Annotated in this window: 17 protein-coding genes; 15 read left to right on the top strand and 2 right to left on the bottom strand. The window is 71.1% G+C overall.

What is annotated here, in order from left to right:
• Positions 1-140: 140 nt before the first annotated feature.
• From prcB to HII36_RS25625, 8 genes are all read left to right on the top strand, one after another.
• Positions 141-956, top strand: coding sequence for a proteasome subunit beta (prcB, locus tag HII36_RS25660; RefSeq protein WP_328807886.1), 816 nt, complete (start codon positions 141-143; stop codon positions 954-956).
• A gap of 22 nt (positions 957-978) precedes the next feature.
• On the top strand, positions 979-1,827 hold the full coding sequence (prcA, locus tag HII36_RS25655) for a proteasome subunit alpha (protein WP_217369962.1): 849 nt from the start codon (positions 979-981) through the stop codon (positions 1,825-1,827).
• Positions 1,828-1,957: 130 nt separating this feature from the next.
• Positions 1,958-2,521 carry a hypothetical protein gene (locus HII36_RS25650; protein ID WP_173525796.1) on the top strand — a complete coding sequence of 188 codons (564 nt, stop codon included), beginning with the start codon at positions 1,958-1,960 and terminating at the stop codon, positions 2,519-2,521.
• 156 nt (positions 2,522-2,677) lie between these two features.
• Positions 2,678-4,036 (top strand): Pup--protein ligase, encoded by a 1,359-nt coding sequence (gene pafA / locus HII36_RS25645; RefSeq protein ID WP_173525795.1) that lies wholly within the window; start codon positions 2,678-2,680, stop codon positions 4,034-4,036.
• An 87-nt stretch (positions 4,037-4,123) separates the two neighbouring features.
• Complete coding sequence (locus HII36_RS25640; RefSeq protein WP_173525794.1) at positions 4,124-5,113, top strand: FKBP-type peptidyl-prolyl cis-trans isomerase; 990 nt, start codon at positions 4,124-4,126, stop codon at positions 5,111-5,113.
• A gap of 140 nt (positions 5,114-5,253) precedes the next feature.
• A complete protein-coding gene (locus HII36_RS25635) occupies positions 5,254-6,156 on the top strand; it encodes an FKBP-type peptidyl-prolyl cis-trans isomerase (protein ID WP_173525793.1) in 903 nt (300 codons plus the stop codon).
• Positions 6,157-6,209: 53 nt separating this feature from the next.
• Positions 6,210-6,854, top strand: a complete 645-nt coding sequence (locus tag HII36_RS25630) for a helix-turn-helix transcriptional regulator (protein WP_173525792.1) — start codon at positions 6,210-6,212, stop codon at positions 6,852-6,854.
• A 21-nt stretch (positions 6,855-6,875) separates the two neighbouring features.
• On the top strand, positions 6,876-7,367 hold the full coding sequence (locus HII36_RS25625; RefSeq protein WP_407940829.1) for a DUF3291 domain-containing protein: 492 nt from the start codon (positions 6,876-6,878) through the stop codon (positions 7,365-7,367).
• On the opposite strand, the gene HII36_RS25620 is transcribed toward HII36_RS25625, so the two are convergent.
• Positions 7,313-8,380 (bottom strand): DUF3866 family protein, encoded by a 1,068-nt coding sequence (locus HII36_RS25620; protein WP_173525791.1) that lies wholly within the window; start codon positions 8,378-8,380, stop codon positions 7,313-7,315. The genes HII36_RS25625 and HII36_RS25620 overlap by 55 nt on opposite strands.
• Positions 8,381-8,419: 39 nt before the next feature.
• Here HII36_RS25620 and HII36_RS25615 point away from each other — a divergent pair, with 39 nt between their 5' ends.
• The 6 genes from HII36_RS25615 to HII36_RS25590 all read left to right on the top strand — a co-directional run bounded on the left by HII36_RS25615 (position 8,420) and on the right by HII36_RS25590 (position 15,553).
• Positions 8,420-9,370 (top strand): helix-turn-helix transcriptional regulator, encoded by a 951-nt coding sequence (locus tag HII36_RS25615; protein ID WP_173525790.1) that lies wholly within the window; start codon positions 8,420-8,422, stop codon positions 9,368-9,370.
• Positions 9,371-9,401: 31 nt separating this feature from the next.
• Positions 9,402-10,367: a helix-turn-helix transcriptional regulator gene (locus tag HII36_RS25610; RefSeq protein WP_173525789.1), complete on the top strand. Its 966-nt coding sequence runs from the start codon at positions 9,402-9,404 to the stop codon at positions 10,365-10,367.
• A gap of 218 nt (positions 10,368-10,585) precedes the next feature.
• Positions 10,586-10,915 carry a Sec-independent protein translocase subunit TatA gene (gene tatA / locus HII36_RS25605; RefSeq protein ID WP_173525788.1) on the top strand — a complete coding sequence of 110 codons (330 nt, stop codon included), beginning with the start codon at positions 10,586-10,588 and terminating at the stop codon, positions 10,913-10,915.
• 32 nt (positions 10,916-10,947) lie between these two features.
• Positions 10,948-11,844 (top strand): twin-arginine translocase subunit TatC, encoded by an 897-nt coding sequence (gene tatC / locus HII36_RS25600; protein ID WP_173525787.1) that lies wholly within the window; start codon positions 10,948-10,950, stop codon positions 11,842-11,844.
• A gap of 16 nt (positions 11,845-11,860) precedes the next feature.
• The gene (locus HII36_RS25595) at positions 11,861-12,748 is read left to right on the top strand and encodes a diacylglycerol/lipid kinase family protein (protein WP_173525786.1); all 888 of its coding nucleotides are present in this window, start codon (positions 11,861-11,863) and stop codon (positions 12,746-12,748) included.
• Between the two features lie 81 nt (positions 12,749-12,829).
• Entirely contained in the window at positions 12,830-15,553 is a 2,724-nt protein-coding gene (locus tag HII36_RS25590; RefSeq protein ID WP_173525785.1) for a DEAD/DEAH box helicase, read from the top strand.
• 39 nt (positions 15,554-15,592) lie between these two features.
• On the opposite strand, the gene HII36_RS25585 is transcribed toward HII36_RS25590, so the two are convergent.
• Positions 15,593-16,120, bottom strand: a complete 528-nt coding sequence (locus tag HII36_RS25585; RefSeq protein WP_173525784.1) for an RICIN domain-containing protein — start codon at positions 16,118-16,120, stop codon at positions 15,593-15,595.
• 135 nt (positions 16,121-16,255) lie between these two features.
• On the opposite strand from HII36_RS25585, the gene HII36_RS25580 reads away from it, so the two are divergent.
• A partial coding sequence (locus tag HII36_RS25580) for a TetR/AcrR family transcriptional regulator (protein WP_173525783.1) occupies positions 16,256-16,632 on the top strand: 377 nt, incomplete at its 3' end.

The following is a 16,632-nucleotide window of genomic DNA, read 5'->3' as shown; positions in this document are numbered from 1 at the left end:
AAACGATCTGATGAACGGTTCGCCCTGAGCTGATCGTGGGAAGTGCAGAGACCAACGCAACATGAGTAGGGTCGGCCTAGGAACACTGAGGTTTGGGAGGGAGTCGCGTGGCATCCAAGAGGGACCTACCTGTCGGCTTGGTGAACCAGCTTTTCCGAAACAACGGGAACTCGTCGTTCACGGAGTTCGTCAGCTCGTATGCGCCGGAGTTGCTGCCGCAGCGGGACGAGGTTCTGGCCACCCCGATCGGAGACCGGGTTCCGCACGCGACCACCATCGTCGCCGCCACCTTCGCCGGAGGCGTGGTCATGGCGGGCGACCGGCGGGCCACGTCGGGCAACATCATTTCGCAGCGGGACGTGGAGAAGGTGTTCCGCGCCGACGACTACTCGTGCATGGGCATCGCGGGCACCGCGAGCACGGGCATCGAGATGGCCCGGCTCTACCGGGTCGAGCTGGAGCACTACGAGAAGATGGAGGGCCGCACGCTGTCGGTGGCCGGCAAGGCCAACCGGCTGGCGACCATGATCCGCGGCAACCTCGGCATGGCGATGCAGGGCCTGGTCGTGGTCCCGCTGTTCGCCGCCTACGACCCCGACAGGGACGAGGGGCGCATCTTCAGCTACGACGTGGCCGGCGGGCCCTACGAGCGGGAGAGATTCGACGCCATCGGCTCCGGCTCGATCTTCGCGCGCGGCTCGCTGAAGAAGCTCTACCGCGACGGCGCGAGCGCCGACGACATGGTGATGACGCTCATCCAGGCGCTGTACGACGCGGCCGACGACGACTCGGCGACCGGCGGCCCCGACGTCACCAGGAAGATCTGGCCGATCGTGTCGGTCATCGACTCCGACGGCTTCCGCCGCCTGACGGAAGAGCAGGTCAAGGGGTACGTCGACCAGATGCTCGAAGCCCGACTGATCTCGCCCGACGGCCCGATCGCCCCGCTGCGCTAGAAAGGAACCTCTTCCGGTGTCGATGCCTTTTGGTTACGCGTCCCCTGAGCAGATCATGCGGGACAAGGCCGACTACGCGCGCAAGGGGATCGCGCGCGGCCGTTCCGTGGTCGTGCTGCAGTACGTCGACGGCATCCTGTTCGTCGCGCCCAACCCGTCGCGGGCGCTGCACAAGATCAGCGAGATCTACGACCGCATCGGGTTCGCCGCTGTGGGGCGCTACAACGAGTTCGAGGAACTGCGGCTGGGCGGCATCCGCTACGCCGACATCAACGGCTACACCTACGACCGCTCCGACGTGACCGGCCGCGGCCTGGCCAACCTGTACGCCTCCAACCTGGGCCGGATCTTCACCGAGTCGATCAAGTCGCTGGAGGTGGAGGTCGTGGTGGCCGAGGTGGGCGACTCGCCCGACGGCGACGCGATCTACCGGCTCACCTTCGACGGCTCCGTCTTCGACGAGCACGGCTTCGCCGCCATGGGCGGGCAGGCCGAGGCGGTGGCCGGGCGGCTGAAGGAGCGCTACCGGGAGTCGATGTCGCTGGCCGACGCGCTGGAGGTGGCGCTCGCGGCGCTCACCGAGCCGGGCGGCGAGCGTCCGCCGGTCGGGCAGCTCGAGGTGGCGGTGCTCGACCGCAACCGGGAGCACCGCAAGTTCCTGCGGCTGACCGGCGCCCGCCTGGAGCGCCTGCTCGCGCAGACCTCCACGCCGCCGGCCGCGCCCGCCGCCCCGGCGGAGCCCGCGGAACCCGCGGAACCCGCCGCACCCGCCGAGCCGTCGGACACCACGCCGCCGGCCGCGCCGGGCGGCACGCTGCACCCGCCGACGGGTCCGGAAGGCGACGTGGACGACGGCTCGTCGCCCCTGTAAACGTGATGCGGCGGGGAGGCGAGAGTCCTCACCTCCCCGCCGAGGGCCGGCTGCCGGTGTGACGTGTCTCACGTCCGGCGGGGCGAACCAGGCGGCGTGAACGGGGATCTCAGAGTCCGTGAAGAATCCGATGCGCAGCCTCCTGGCCGGCGCCGCCGCCGCGGCCGTGGTCCTGACCTCCGGCGCGGCCGCCCAGGCCGCCACCGGCACGAGCGCCGCCACCGCAGGCGCCGGCCCGAGCGCAGCCGCCACCGCCGACATCCCCTCCTTCAAGCCGCCCAAGGTCTTCGGCACGACCTTCCAGTCCGACCCGAAGCACGACTTCACCAAGGGCATCCACGCCCGCCGCGACGGCATCCTGCGCGGCTGGATCACCGACGTGCGCGGCGGCGTGGCCGAGTACGAGCCGATCAAGTGGAAGAAGGGCACCCACACCGAGGGCCGCTTCGTGGGCCCGCCGGAGGGCGACGTCACGGCCTACGCCTCGCCGATCGCCAAGAACGTGGTGTTCCTGTCGGCCTACGGCTGCGCGGTCGACGCCAGGGCCATGACGGTCGACCGCAAGACCGGGCTCGGTGCCAAGAAGTGCTCCAGGACGGTGCTGGCCAAGCGGCACGACAAGGTCCGGCACCCGTCGCTGATCACGGTGTACCGGGGGAAGATCGTCAAGGTGCAGGAGATCTACACGCCCTGACCCCGCGCCACGCGTTCCCGGGGCCCGGCGGGCCCCGGCCGCGCGCCTCCCGCGCACCCGCCCAAACGACCCAGGAGCGGCCTTTCCGTGCGCGCCGCGCGGAAAACACGCGGAAGATCCCTCCCGCTCGCCGATCCGTGGGCATAGTGTGAGGTGATGGATCGTCGCATCTTCGGGCTGGAGAACGAGTACGGCGTGACCTGCACGTTCAGGGGGCAGCGCAGGCTGTCGCCGGACGAGGTCGCGCGCTACCTGTTCCGGCGGGTCGTGTCCTGGGGCCGATCGAGCAACGTCTTCCTCCGCAACGGCGCACGCCTGTACCTCGACGTGGGCAGCCATCCTGAATACGCAACCCCCGAATGTGACAACGTCATCGAGCTCGTCACGCACGACAAGGCGGGCGAGCGCATCCTCGAGGGGCTCCTCGTGGACGCCGAGAAACGCCTTCGCGAAGAGGGCATCGCCGGCGATATCTATCTGTTCAAGAACAACACCGACTCGGCCGGCAACTCCTACGGCTGCCACGAGAACTACCTGGTCGGCCGGCACGGCGAGTTCGGCCGGCTGGCCGATGTGCTGATCCCGTTCCTGGTCACGCGGCAGATCGTGTGCGGGGCGGGCAAGGTGCTGCAGACCCCGCGCGGCGCGGTCTACTGCGTCTCGCAGCGGGCCGAGCACATCTGGGAGGGCGTCTCCAGCGCCACCACGCGCAGCCGTCCGATCATCAACACCCGCGACGAGCCGCACGCCGACGCCGAGCGGTTCCGCCGCCTGCACGTCATCGTCGGCGACTCGAACATGAGCGAGACCACGATGCTGCTCAAGGTCGGCGCCACCGACCTGGTGCTGCGCATGATCGAGTCGGGCACGGTGATGCGCGACCTGAGCCTGGAGAACCCGATCAGGGCGATCCGCGAGGTCTCGCACGACATGACCGGCCGCCGCCGGGTCCGCCTCGCCAACGGGCGCGAGGCGTCCTCGCTGGAGATCCAGCAGGAGTACCTGTCCAAGGCGAAGGACTTCGTCGACCGCCGCGGCGGCGACGCGATCGCCCACCGGGTGCTGGAGCTGTGGGAGCGCACGCTGACCGCGGTGGAGACGGGCAACCTCGACCTGGTCTCGCGCGAGATCGACTGGGTGACGAAATACCAGCTCATCGAGCGTTACCGGAAGAAGTACGACCTGCCGCTGTCCTCGCCCAGGGTGGCCCAGCTCGACCTGGCCTACCACGACGTGCACCGCAAGCGCGGCCTGTTCTACCTGCTGCAGAAGCGCGGCTCGGTGGAGCGGGTGGCGTCCGACCTGAAGATCTTCGAGGCCAAGTCGGTGCCGCCGCAGACCACCAGGGCGCGGCTGCGCGGCGAGTTCATCCGCAAGGCGCAGGAGAAGCGGCGCGACTTCACCGTCGACTGGGTGCACCTGAAGCTCAACGACCAGGCGCAGCGCACCGTGCTGTGCAAGGACCCGTTCCGCAGCGTCGACGAGAGGGTCGACAAGCTCATCGCCGGGATGTAGCACGGGCACGGCACGGGCCGTTTACCTCGGCCCTACCCGGAAGTCGGGTAGGGTGACGCGAATCTGACGTCTTTCCGAGGGACACTCATGCGCCGCGCTCTGGCCGCTGTGGCCGCCGTGCCTTTGATCTTCACCGCCGCCGCGTGCGGCAGCTCCGACGCCGGTGCGAACGGAGGTGCCGCCGCGACCACCAGCGCGAGCGCCACCGCGCCGAGCACCGCGCCGTCCACCGCGCCCGCCAGCCCGACCGGGCCCGCCGGTTCGGTGAACGTGGCCGGGAAGGTGGGCAGCAAGCCCACGGTGACCTTCACCGCCGGCGTGCCCGCCGCCACGTCGTCGTACAAGGTGATCAGCGAGGGCACCGGCAAGTCGATCAAGGTCGGCGACGAGCTGATGGTCAACCTGACCGTCTACGACTGGGACGGCAAGCAGAACGCCGTGCAGGGCTCGTCCTACGACACCAAGCAGCCGGAGAAGGTCCCGGTCAACGACCAGCTGCCGAAGGTGCTGCAGGACGGCTTCACCAAGGTCAAGCACGGCGGCCGGCTGATGGCCGTGCTGGCCAACGACCTCAACCAGTCCGGCCAGCCGCCGCAGACCACCAAGGTGTTCGTCATCGACGTGGTCGGCCCGGCGCCCAAGACGCCGAAGGCCGCCAGCGGCAAGGAGACCGGCGAGAGCATCAAGGGCGTCACGCTGGTGAACCCGGGCGGCGACAAGGCCCCCGAGCTCACCACGAAGACCACCGAGCCCGCGCCCACCGAGCTGGTCGTCAAGACGGTCATCAAGGGCACCGGCAAGCCGGTCAAGGAGGGCGCGACCCTGCTGGCCCACTACACCGGCAAGATCTGGGGCACCGACGCCAAGTTCGACTCCAGCTGGGACCGCGGCGAGCCCGCCTCCTTCCCGCTCGCCCAGGTGATCCAGGGCTGGCAGAAGGGCCTGGTCGGGGTGCCCGTCGGCAGCCGCGTCGTGATGAGCATCCCGCCGGCCATGGGCTACGGCGCGCAGGAGCAGAACGGCATCCCCGCCAACAGCACGCTCGTGTTCGTCGTGGACGTCCTCGACGCCAACTGACGGCGGCCAACTGACGGCCCGGCGACGGCCGGCGTCCGCACTGACGGCGGCCAACTGACGAACAGTCTGATAACGCGGTAGCATCGCGAGGCCCGGTGGCGACAACGCCGCCGGGCCGCTTCCGTACGGGAGGGGATCCGATGCGCAGTGCCGTCGCGTTGCCGCTGGTTCCACTCGTGCTGGCACTGGCGACGGCGTGCACCGGCGCGGCCGCGGGCGACCTCGAGCTCAAGGTGGGCGGCGCGTTCGGCGCCAAGCCGACGATCGTCTTCCCCGACGGCAAGCCCTCGGCCGAGCTCCAGGTCGACGAGCTGGCCACCGGCAAGGGCGCCAGGCTGGGCGCGGACGACGTGGCGATCGTCCAGTACACCGCGCACGTGTGGGACGGCAGGGAGAACCGCCTGATCGACTCCAGCTTCAACCGCGGCACCCCGGCGGCCTTCCCGGTCGGGAAGCTGCTGCCCGGCCTCGACAGGGCGTTACAGGGCCGCACGGTGGGCAGCAGGGTCATCGCCGCCATCCCGCCGGGCGAGGGCTTCGGGGTGAACCCGCCGCAGGGCATCGAGCCCGGCGACGACCTGTTCTACGTGGTCGACATCCTGGGCGCGCATCCCAAGAACGCCTCGGTCAAGGGCGACGGCGGCACGCTGGCCGGCGTGCGCGTCGGTGGCGGGCCGCCTCCGGGGTTGTCGGTGCCGGCGGGGCCGCCGCCGCGGCGGTTCGCGTTCAAGGTGCTCGACCGGGGTTCCGGGCCGCGCACGCAGGCCGGGCAACTGCTGGTCACCCAGTACGAGGGCGCGATCTGGAACCAGCGGCGCATCTTCGACGCCACCTGGACCACCGGCCGGCCGAAAGCCTTCAAGATCGGCGACGGCAGCGTCATCAAGGGCTGGGACCAGGCGCTGGTGGGCGTGCCGGTGGGCAGCCGGGTGCTGATGATCGTGCCGCCGTCGCACGGCTACGGCGCGGCCGGGCACCGCACGTTCGGCATCGGCGCCGCCGACACGCTGGTCTTCGTGGTGGACGTCCTGGCCGCCTACTGACCGCACGCATGCACGCGTTCGGGCGGGCCGCGGGGCCGCCCTAGACTCCGGCTGTGAGCGCTGACGACCTGCACGCCCTGTCCCTGCTGCACGATCCGGTCCGCCGCAGCCTGTACGACGTCGTGGCGGGCAGCGGCGGCGAGGTGGGCAGGGGAGAGGCCGCCGAGGCGGCGGGCGTGTCCCGCACGCTGGCCGGGCACCACCTCGACAAGCTGGTCGAGGCCGGACTGCTGGAGAGCGGCTTCAGGGCCCAGGACAGGAAGGGCCCGGGCAGCGGCCGCCCGGCCAAGGTGTACCGCAGGGCGGCGGGGGAGCGCACGGTGAGCCTGCCGCCGCGCGACTACGCCACGCTGGCCTCGGTGCTGGCCGACGTGGTCGACCTGCTCGGCGCCGAGGAGCAGGCCGAGCAGGCGGCCCGCCGCGCGGGCGCGCGCCTGGCCAGGGGCCACGAGGGCGAGCCGGTGGAGCGGGTGCTGCGCGAGCGCGGCTACGAGCCGTACGCCGAGGACGAGACGCTGCGGCTGCGCAACTGCCCCTTCCACGCGCTGTCGCGGGAACAGCCACTGCTGGTGTGCTCGATGAACCTGGCCCTGTGCCAGGGGCTGCTGGAGGGGCTGGGCGCGGATCCGGCCGGGGTGCGGCTGGATCCGCGCCCCGGCGAGTGCTGTGTGGCGCTTTCTAAAACAAATGAAGATTGACATAGAAGGCGGAGAGGTGGTGTGCTGAGCGTCATGCACCTCGCCGAGTTGAACGTCGCCCATCTGCGCGCGCCCATCGACAGCCCTGAGATCGCCGAATTCGTCGCACTGCTCGAACCGATCAACGACCTCGCCGACGCGGCGCCCGGTTTCGTCTGGCGGCTGAAGGAGAGCGAGACCGACCCGACCGCGACCGTCATCCACGGCTACGGCGACCACCTGCTGATCAACTTCTCGGTGTGGGAGTCGCTGGAGACGCTGTGGGACTACGTCTACCGCAGCGAGCACCTGAACGTGCTGCGCCGGCGCAGGGAGTGGTTCCTGCGCATGGCCGAGCCGTACATGGTGATGTGGTGGGTCCCGGAAGGCGTCATCCCGACGCTGGCGGAGGGCATGGCCAGGCTGGAACGGCTCAAGGCCGAGGGGCCGAGCCCCGCGGCGTTCACGTTCAAGGACTCCTACGACAGCAGCGAGGCCGCCAGCCTGCCGGCCGCCGCCGAGGCCAGGAAGTAGGCCAGGTCCTCCTCCAGGCCCCGGCCCATCGTCGACAGCTTCACCGGGCAGGCGCGCAGCGCCTCGTGCAGGCCGTCGACCGGCACCGGCACCAGCCGGTGCCGCTCGGCCAGCGCCCCGGCCTGCTCGGCCACCCGCTCGCCGAACGCCCCAGGCAGCCGCGGCACCGCCACGTCTGCGGGGGCCAGCGCGACCCGGCCGTAGGCGGTCAGCGAGTGGTGCGAGACGCCGAGGTGGCGCTCGCGCTTGTCGCCCTCGCTGACCCGCAGCGCCGCCACCGGACGCCCGCCGAGCACCGCCGCGGCGTTGACCGCCTCGCCCGCCGACACCCCCGAGAAGCCCCAGCGGGTGCCCGAGCCCAGGTTGCCCGGGCCCTGCGCGACGATCGCCACGTCGGCCGCCAGCACGTGCCTGGCGGCCAGCAGCCCGGTGTGCGTGGTCACCGCCTCCACGTCGCCGCCGAACGCCTGGCCGACCGTGACCACCCCGGCCAGCCAGTCGAGCTCGCGCAGCCGGGCCGCCGCCATCGAGAACCACGCGGGCAGCGCGCCGCCGTCGAGCATCACGTACGCCACCCGTGTGCCCGGCGCCCCGTCGAACAGCCCGGTCAGGATCGGCGGCAGCGCGGAATGCAGGTCGGCCACGATCACCGGCATGCCGTCGAGCGAATCGGCCTCGCGTAGAATGTCGTGGTACGGGGAGTCCTGCTCGTCGGCCCCGAGCACCGTGGCCTGCAAGGGCGTGTAGCGGGCCTTCACCAGGTGCCCCGGACCCCGCGGATCTTCCGGCAAACGGTTCGGGACGGCCACCACCATGGCGTAACCTCCCGTACCGAGACCCATCGCGAGTGCCGTCGTGTTGAGCAGCACCTCGTCGCCGGGTTCCGGGCGCCCGACCAGCGGCGGATACGCCAGCGCCCGGCACTCACCCTCAGGGACGGCGACATCGAGCTCCACCGCCCCCGGCCACTCGCGTCGGATCCGCACGACCTCGCCCTTGCGCCATCTGATCACGGGGGCAGGGTAGCGTCGATGAAGGAGGAGTGAGGGCAGATGTCGCGCCGTAAGACCGAACGGTTGCTCAACCTCGTGATCTGCCTGCTCGCCACCCGGCGCCCGCTGTCGGCCGAGCAGATCCGCCACGCGGTGCCCGGCTACGACCGCGACGGCGACGAGGCGTTCCAGCGCATGTTCGAGCGTGACAAGAACGAGTTGCGCGAGATCGGCATCCCCATCGACGTGGTGCGCGACCCGTGGGAGGACGAACCGGGCTACCGCATCGAGCGCCAGAACTACGAGCTGCCCGAGATCACCCTGGAGCCCGACGAGGCCGCCGTGCTCGGCCTGGCCGCCCAGGTGTGGCAGCGGGCCAGCCTGGCCGAGGCCGCCTCCGGCGCGCTGCTGAAGCTGCGCGCGGGCGGCGTCGACACCGACGAATCCGGCGGGGGCGGCGCGCTGGAGCTGCGCGTCGACACCCGCGACCCGGCCTTCCCGGCGCTGTGGGACGCGGTGCGCGACCGACGCGTGGTCCGCTTCGACTACCGGGCCTCGGGCAGCGAGAACGTGCGCACCCGCACGGTCGAGCCGTGGGGCGTGGTCAGCCGGCGCGGCCGCTGGTACCTGGCCGGCTTCGACCGCGACCGCGACGCGCCGCGCGCCTTCCGGCTCAGCCGCATCAGCGGGCAGGTCGGCGCCGTCGGCAGGTCCGGCGTGGTCGAGGTGCCCGCCGGCGTCGACCTGCGGGCCATGGTCGGCTTCCCCGACGAGCCCGCCGACGAGCGGGTGGCCGTCGTCCGGGTGCGACAGGGCGCCTGCGAGGGCCTGCGCGGCCTGGCCAGGTCCGTGCACGTGGGCGAGGGCGGCTGGGACGAGGCCGAGCTGGTCTTCACCGACCCCGAGCGGCTGGCCGGCTGGATGGCCAGCCTCGGCGCCGACGTCGAGGTGGTCGAGCCGCCGGACGCCCGCGAGGCCGTCATCCGCCGGCTGAAGGGCGCGCTGGCGTGACCGTCATCCACGAACAGAAGGGAGCCCGCGCATGAGCGGGTCCGCCGACCGGCTGCCCAGGCTGCTGGCGCTCGTGCCGTACCTGATGTCGCACCCGGGCGCGCAGGTCGGCGAGGTGGCCGAGGTGTTCGGGCTGAGCGAGAAGCAGCTCATCGACGACCTGCAGCTGGTGTGGATGTGCGGCCTGCCCGGCCACACGCCCGGCGACCTCATCGACGTCTCGTGGGACGGCGGCGAGATCATCATCGACAACGCCGACACCATCGCCCGCCCGCTGCGGCTGGGCATCGACGAGGCCAGCGCGCTGCTGGTCGCGCTGCGCATGCTGGCGGCCACCCCGGAGCTGGCCGACCTGCCAGGCGACGCGCTGCCGCGCGTGGTGGCCAAGCTGGAGCGCGCCGCGGGCGAGGGCGCGGCCACCGTCAGCAGCCAGGTCGCGGTCGACGTCGACGCCGCGCCCGACGCGCTGCCCCGGGTGCGCGCGGGGCTGAACGCCGGCCGCAGGCTCTCCCTGCGCTACTACGTGCCCGGACGCGACCAGGTCACGCCGCGCGAGGTCGACCCGATGCGGGTGATGGTCGTCGACGGCCGCACCTACCTGGAGGGCTGGTGCTACCGGGCCGAGGCGATGCGGCTGTTCCGGCTGGACCGGGTGCTCGGCGTCGACGTGCTCGACGTGCCCGCCGACCCGCCGGCCGAGGCCGAGCCGATCGACGTCACGCGGGGCGTCTTCCGTCCTTCGCCCACCGACGAGCTGGTCGAGCTGGAGGTGAGCGCGGCCGGGCGCTGGGTGGCCGAGTACTACCCCTGCGAAGAGGTCACCGAGCTGGGTGAAGGCCGGTTGAAGATCGTGTTGCGGGCACGTGACGAGGACTGGATACTCAAGCTCGCCCTGCGCCTGGGCGACACCGGCCGGGTCGTGTCGCCGCCGGCCATGGCCGAGACCGTCCGCGGGGCCGCCGAGTCGGCCCTGGCCCTGTACGCTCACCAGTCATGACCTGGATCTTCTTGGCGATCGGGCTCGGCCTGGCCGGGCTGGTCGTGCTCGGGGTCGCGGGTGCCCGTGTGGTGTCCGCGGCCCGTGCGCTGAACAGGGAAATCTCCGACGCTAACCAGCGAATTGGGACAAACAGGGCTTCGGGGGATGAGGCAGGGCCTCGGGCAGCGTACGATCGTGCCTAAGGACAGCACTCCGCACACCGTGAAGGACGTCACATGAACTTGGGAGCTCCAGAGATCATCCTGATCCTGGTCGCCTTGGTCCTGCTCTTCGGCGCCAAGAAGCTGCCGGATCTGGCCCGTGGCGTCGGCAGGTCCCTGCGCATCTTCAAGGCGGAGACCAGCAAGATGAGCCACGACGACGATGACGACAAGACGTTCGTCGTGCAGGCGCAGCCCCAGGCGCCGCAGCAGCAGGCCGTGCCGGCGCAGCAGATCCCGGCCGCGCCCGCCCCGGTGCTCTCCGCCGAGGAGCAGGCCCGCCAGCTCGAGGAGCAGGCCGCCAGGCTGCGCGCGAGCGCCGGCCAGGCCGACAAGAAGGTCTGACCCCCGTCCCTCCTCTCACCAGGACTGCTTAGATGGCGCTGCTGAAACGGTCGGGCCCGAAGCCGGAGCCCGACCCCGAGGGTCGCATGCCGCTCATGGAGCACCTGCGTGAGCTGCGCAACCGGCTGGTCTACGCGATGATCGCGGTGGTGGTCGGCCTCATCCTGGGCTGGATCGTGTCCGGCCCGATGTGGGATCTGCTCAGGCAGCCGTACTGCCAGACCGAGCAGGCGGTCGAGCTCACCGGGAAATGCGACCTGACCTTCAACGGCATCTTCTCGTCGTTCTTCATCACGCTGAAGATCTCGTTGATGGTGGGCCTGGTGGCGTCCTCGCCCGTGTGGCTCTACCAGGTCTGGGCCTTCGTCACGCCCGCGCTGTACCGCAACGAGAAGCGGTACACGCTGACGTTCCTGGGTCTGGCGATCCCGCTGTTCATGCTGGGCGCCGCGCTGGCGTACCTGATCATGGACACCAGCCTGTCGTTCCTGCTGGGCTTCTCGCTCGAGGGCACGGTGGCGACCATCGGGATCGAGGAGTACCTCGACTACATCCTGATCATGCTGGTGATCTTCGGGGTGTCGTTCGAGCTGCCCTTGCTGCTGGTGTTCCTCAACGTCATCGGAGTGCTGTCACACGCGACGGTGGCCAAGCACCGGCGCCTGGTCATCTTCCTGATGTTCGTGTTCGGCGCCGTGGTCACGCCCGGCGGCGACCCGATCGCGATGATCGGCCTGGCCGCGCCGATGATCGTCTTCTTCGCGGCGGCCGAGCTGTTCATGTACCTGCGGGAGCGGCGGCGTCCTGCCGACGAGTTCTCGAACCTGTCCGACGACGAGGCGTCCGAGCTGCCTGACGAGCCTGACGAACCGCTCGACGACCCGCTGGACGACCGGCCACTAGAAGAGGATTCCGGTCCTCCGCGATAAGCGATAAGTTCCGGGCGTGTCTCCTCATCTCGCCCTGCTGGTCAATCCCGCCGCCCGCGGCGGACGTACGCTGCGCCTGCTCGAACCCGTCGCCCGCCGCCTGCGCGCGGGCGGCGCGGAGCTGTCGGTGATCGTCGGTGACGACTCCGCCGACGCGTTGGAACGTGCCTGCACCGCCGTCGCCGAGCGTCCCGACGCGCTGGTCGCCTTCGGCGGCGACGGCCTGGTGCACCTGGCCGTGCAGGCCGTGGCGGGCACGGACGTGCCGCTCGGCATCATCCCCGCGGGCACCGGCAACGACATCGCCGCCGCGCTCGGCGTGCCGCTGAAGGACCCGATGGCGGCGGCGCGCACCGTGCTGCGCATGCGCCCGCGGGTGGTCGACGCGGCCCGCGTGCGCGCCGGGGACACCGAGGAGCTGTTCGCCGGGGTGGTGTGCTGCGGCTTCGACTCGCGGGTGAACGAGCGCGCCAACCGGCTCACCTGGCCGCCCGGCATGGCCAAGTACGTGGTGGCGATGGCGCAGGAGCTGCGCGGCTTCCGTCCGATCCCGTTCCGCATCACCTTCGACGGCGGCGAGGTGATCGAGCGTGAGGCCATGCTGGTCGCGGTGGCCAACACCCGCTCCTACGGCGCCGGCATGCGGGTGTGCCCCGACGCCGAGCCCGACGACGGCCTGCTGGACGTGATGACGCTGGGCGCGCTCACCAAGCGCGAGTTCCTGCGCACGTTCCCCAGCGTCTACCGGGGCACGCACACCGGGCTCCCGCAGGTGTCGATCAGGCGGGTCAAGAGCGTCACGCTGGAGGCCGCCGACGTCGTCGCCTACGCCGACGGTGAACGCGTCGGCCCCGCCCCGCTCTCCTGCAAGATCCAGCCGGGGGCGCTACGCGTGCTCACGTGAGCTCTACTTTGTAAAGGCGCCCGGCCGGACACCCGCCCCGCCAGGACGGACCGGAATGGCGATTTCGGTAGGCTGCTGGGTATGACAACTCCAGCGGAACGCTATGCGGCCTTCCGTCAGCAGCTCGCCGACGACGGGGCCGCGCTCAGATCGTTCCGAGGTCTCTACGACTTCGCGCTGGACGACTTCCAGCTCGACGCCTGCCGGGCGCTGGAAGCGGGCGACGGCGTGCTGGTGGCCGCGCCCACCGGCTCGGGCAAGACGGTGGTCGGCGAGTTCGCCGTGCACCTGGCCCTCGAGCAGGGCCGCAAGTGCTTCTACACCACCCCGATCAAGGCGTTGTCGAACCAGAAGTACAACGACCTGGTCAAACGATACGGCACCGCCAAGGTCGGGCTGCTCACCGGCGACAACAGCGTCAACGGCGAGGCGCCGATCGTGGTCATGACCACCGAGGTGCTGCGCAACATGCTCTACGCCGGCTCGGCCACGCTGGCCGGGCTCGGCTTCGTCGTCATGGACGAGGTGCACTACCTGGCCGACCGCTTCCGCGGCGCGGTGTGGGAAGAGGTCATCATCCACCTGCCCGAGTCGGTGCGGCTGGTGGCGCTGTCGGCGACGGTCAGCAACGCCGAGGAGTTCGGCGAGTGGATGGGCGAGGTGCGCGGCGACACCACGGTGATCGTCGACGAGCACCGGCCGGTGCCGCTGTGGCAGCACATGATGGTCGGCAACCGCATCTACGACATGTTCATGACCGACGACGAGCGGCTGCACATCAACCCGGCGCTGATGCGGGTGACCCGTGACGCCGAGCGGCTGACCGCCGGGCGGCGCGGGCGCGGCTACGGCCGCCCGCAGCGCTCGCGTCCGCCGGACCGGGTGCAGGTGATCGAGAAGCTCGACGCCGAGGGGCTGCTGCCGGCGATCACGTTCATCTTCTCGCGGGCCGGTTGCGAGGCGGCCGTCAAGCAGTGCCTGTACGCCGGCATCCGGCTGACCACCGAGCGGGAGCTGCACGAGATCAGGCAGCTCGTCGACGAGCGCACCGCGCACCTGCCCGACGAGGACCTGGCGGTGCTCGGCTACCTGGAGTGGCGCGACTGCCTGGAGCGCGGCCTGGCCGCCCACCACGCGGGCATGTTGCCGGCCTTCAAGGAGGTGGTGGAGGAGCTGTTCACGCGCGGCCTGGTCAAGGCCGTCTTCGCCACCGAGACGCTGGCGCTGGGCATCAACATGCCGGCCCGCAGCGTGGTGATCGAGAAGCTCGACAAGTGGAACGGCGAGATGCACGCCGATCTCACGCCGGGCGAATACACCCAGCTCACCGGCCGGGCGGGGCGGCGCGGCATCGACGTCGAAGGCCACGCGGTGGTGCTCTGGCAGGCGGGCATGGACCCGCTGTCGGTGGCCGGGCTGGCGGGCACCCGTACGTATCCGCTGCGGTCGAGTTTCCAGCCGTCGTACAACATGGCGGTCAACCTGGTGGGGCAGTTCGGCCGGGAGCGGGCGCGCACGCTGCTGGAGGAGTCGTTCGCGCAGTTCCAGGCCGACCGGGCGGTGGTCGGGCTGGCCAAGCAGTTGCGCAAGCACGAGGAGGCGCTGGCGGGCTACCAGGAGGCGATGACCTGCCACCTGGGCGACTTCCCCGAATACGCGGCGCTGCGCCGGCGGCTGTCCGACCGTGAGGCGGAGCTGTCCAGGCAGCGCGGCGCGGCCAGGCGGGCGGCGGCGGTGCGTTCGCTGGAGGCGTTGCAGCCCGGTGACGTCATCCGGGTGCCCGGCGGGCGCCGGGCTGGGCTGGCGATCGTGCTCGACCCGGGGCGCAACCCGCGCGGCGGCGGCCCGAGCCCGCTGGTGCTGACGATCGGCAAGCAGGTCAAGAAGCTCGACCCGGCCGACTTCCCGGTGCCGGTCGAGCCGCTGGAGAAGCTGCGCATCCCGAAGAACTTCAACGCGCGGGCGCCGAAGGAACGCGCCAATCTGGTCTCCACGCTGCTGGCCAAGATGGGCGACCGCGATCTGGGCAAGCCGGATCGGGCGCGCGACCACGCGGTGGAGGACGACGAGGTCAACGAGCTGCGCCGGCGCATCAGGCAGCATCCGTGCCACGGCTGCGACGAGCGTGAAGATCACGCCCGCTGGTCGGAGCGCTACTACAAGCTGCTGCGCGAGACCGAGGGGCTGCGCCGCCGGGTGGAGGGGCGTTCGCACGTCATCTCGCGGACGTTCGACAAGATCTGCACGGTGCTGGAGCAGCTCGGCTACCTGGAGGGCGAGACGGTCACCGACGAGGGCCGCCGCCTGGGCCGGCTCTACACCGAGCTCGACCTGCTGACCGCCGAGTGCCTGCGCAACGGGCTGTGGGAGAACCTGGAGCCGGCGGAGCTGGCGGCGTGCGTGTCGGCGCTGGTGTTCGAGTCGCGGCAGTCCGACGACGCGCGGCGGCCGAAGATCCCGGCCGGGCGGGCGCAAGACGCGCTGACCGCGATGGCGCGGCTGTGGGCCGAGCTGGAGGGCATCGAGTCCGACCACGGGCTGTCCACGATCCGCGAGCCCGACCTGGGCTTCGCGTGGGCGGCGTTCCGCTGGGCCAAGGGCCACTCGCTCGACGCGGTGCTGATGGACGGCGTGAACGGCAGCGAGCTGGCGGCCGGCGACTTCGTCCGGTGGATCAAGCAGCTCATGGACCTGCTGGGGCAGCTCGGCAACGCGGCGCCGGAAGGCAGCAAGATCAAGCAGACCGCGGGCAAGGCGATGGACGCCATGCGGCGCGGCGTGGTGGCCTACTCCTCGCTCACCTGATCGCGGGCCGCCCCCACCGGGTGGGGGCGGCGGCCGGGGTCAGGGGTTGACGACGTGCATGTAGTACTGGCGTGACAGGTCGCTGTCGCACTCGTACTGGACGAGGCCGACGTTGTTCCAGGTGGCGGTGCCGCCGGCGAGCGTCATGCACTTGAGCGTCTGCTGGTTGCGCAGCTGGTGGGCGCCGGTCGGGTTCGTCCAGAACGACCAGGTGCGCGACATGTGGTAGTCGCAGGTGTACTGCACCAGCGGGTGGTTGTTGGCGGTGGTGGTGCCCCCCGCCACGGTGGCGCACTTGCCGGTCTGGGCGTTCCTGAGCCAGTACTGGGTGGTGCCGAAGGGCGACTGGAGTATCCAGCGGCGTGACGGGTGGTTGTCGCACTCGTACTGGACGAGCGGGTGGTTGTTGTCGGTGCTGAGGCCGCCGGCGACGGTGACGCACTTGCCGGTCAGCCGGTTGATCAGGATGACCTGCTGGTCCGCGGTGGCGGCGGCAGGCGCCGACAGTGCGGGCAGTGCGGTCAGGCTCAGAGCGAGGGTGGCGCTCAAGGCGAGGACGCGGCGCATCGGGAACCTCCTGGTCGATGACGGACTGCCTGCCAGGGTGGGCGCCGCCGGTCATGGACGCATGAGCAGGCCCTGCTTACTCAGGGGGTCTACTCGGGGGGTGCCGGTGATGAGGCGTGCTCGTTAAAATCGGTCATGGGCCATGGGCGTGCGTCCGCCAGACCGCTGCGCGCGGACGCCCGGCGCCATCGGGACCGGGTGTTGCAGATCGCGCAGGAGGCGCTGGCCGGCGACGGGCTGAGCCTGTCGTTCGAGGAGATCGCGCGGCGCGCCGGGTGCGGGGTCGGCACCGTGTACCGGCATTTCCCCTCCGAGGCCGCGCTGGTGGAGGCGGTGCTGCTGGGCTGGGTCGAGCGGTTCGTCGCCGACGCCAGGGCGCTGGCCACGGCCGAGGACGCGGGCCGGGCCTTCCACGGCTGGTTCACGCAGGTGGTCGAGCAGGCGGCGGTGCACCAGGGACTGTGCGACCTGCTGGCCGACCAGGGCGGGGAGCCGGGCAGAGGCGGCAGCCG

This window comes from Nonomuraea antri (genome assembly GCF_013283785.1).
Taxonomy (GTDB): Bacteria; Actinomycetota; Actinomycetes; order Streptosporangiales; family Streptosporangiaceae; genus Nonomuraea; species Nonomuraea antri.
This window is presented reverse-complemented; position numbering and strand designations above follow the sequence as displayed.

Bases quoted from the DNA above. Each gene is read 5' to 3' on its own strand.
- HII36_RS25635 (WP_173525793.1), top strand. From the start codon at position 5,254: ATGCGCAGTGCCGTCGCGTTGCCGCTGGTTCCACTCGTGCTGGCACTG.
- tatA (WP_173525788.1), top strand. From the start codon at position 10,586: ATGAACTTGGGAGCTCCAGAGATCATCCTGATCCTGGTCGCCTTGGTC.
- HII36_RS25585 (WP_173525784.1), bottom strand. From the start codon at position 16,120: ATGCGCCGCGTCCTCGCCTTGAGCGCCACCCTCGCTCTGAGCCTGACC.
- HII36_RS25650 (WP_173525796.1), top strand. From the start codon at position 1,958: ATGCGCAGCCTCCTGGCCGGCGCCGCCGCCGCGGCCGTGGTCCTGACC.
- HII36_RS25640 (WP_173525794.1), top strand. From the start codon at position 4,124: ATGCGCCGCGCTCTGGCCGCTGTGGCCGCCGTGCCTTTGATCTTCACC.
- HII36_RS25610 (WP_173525789.1), top strand. From the start codon at position 9,402: ATGAGCGGGTCCGCCGACCGGCTGCCCAGGCTGCTGGCGCTCGTGCCG.
- HII36_RS25590 (WP_173525785.1), top strand. From the start codon at position 12,830: ATGACAACTCCAGCGGAACGCTATGCGGCCTTCCGTCAGCAGCTCGCC.
- HII36_RS25615 (WP_173525790.1), top strand. From the start codon at position 8,420: ATGTCGCGCCGTAAGACCGAACGGTTGCTCAACCTCGTGATCTGCCTG.
- prcA (WP_217369962.1), top strand. From the start codon at position 979: ATGCCTTTTGGTTACGCGTCCCCTGAGCAGATCATGCGGGACAAGGCC.
- pafA (WP_173525795.1), top strand. From the start codon at position 2,678: ATGGATCGTCGCATCTTCGGGCTGGAGAACGAGTACGGCGTGACCTGC.
- tatC (WP_173525787.1), top strand. From the start codon at position 10,948: ATGGCGCTGCTGAAACGGTCGGGCCCGAAGCCGGAGCCCGACCCCGAG.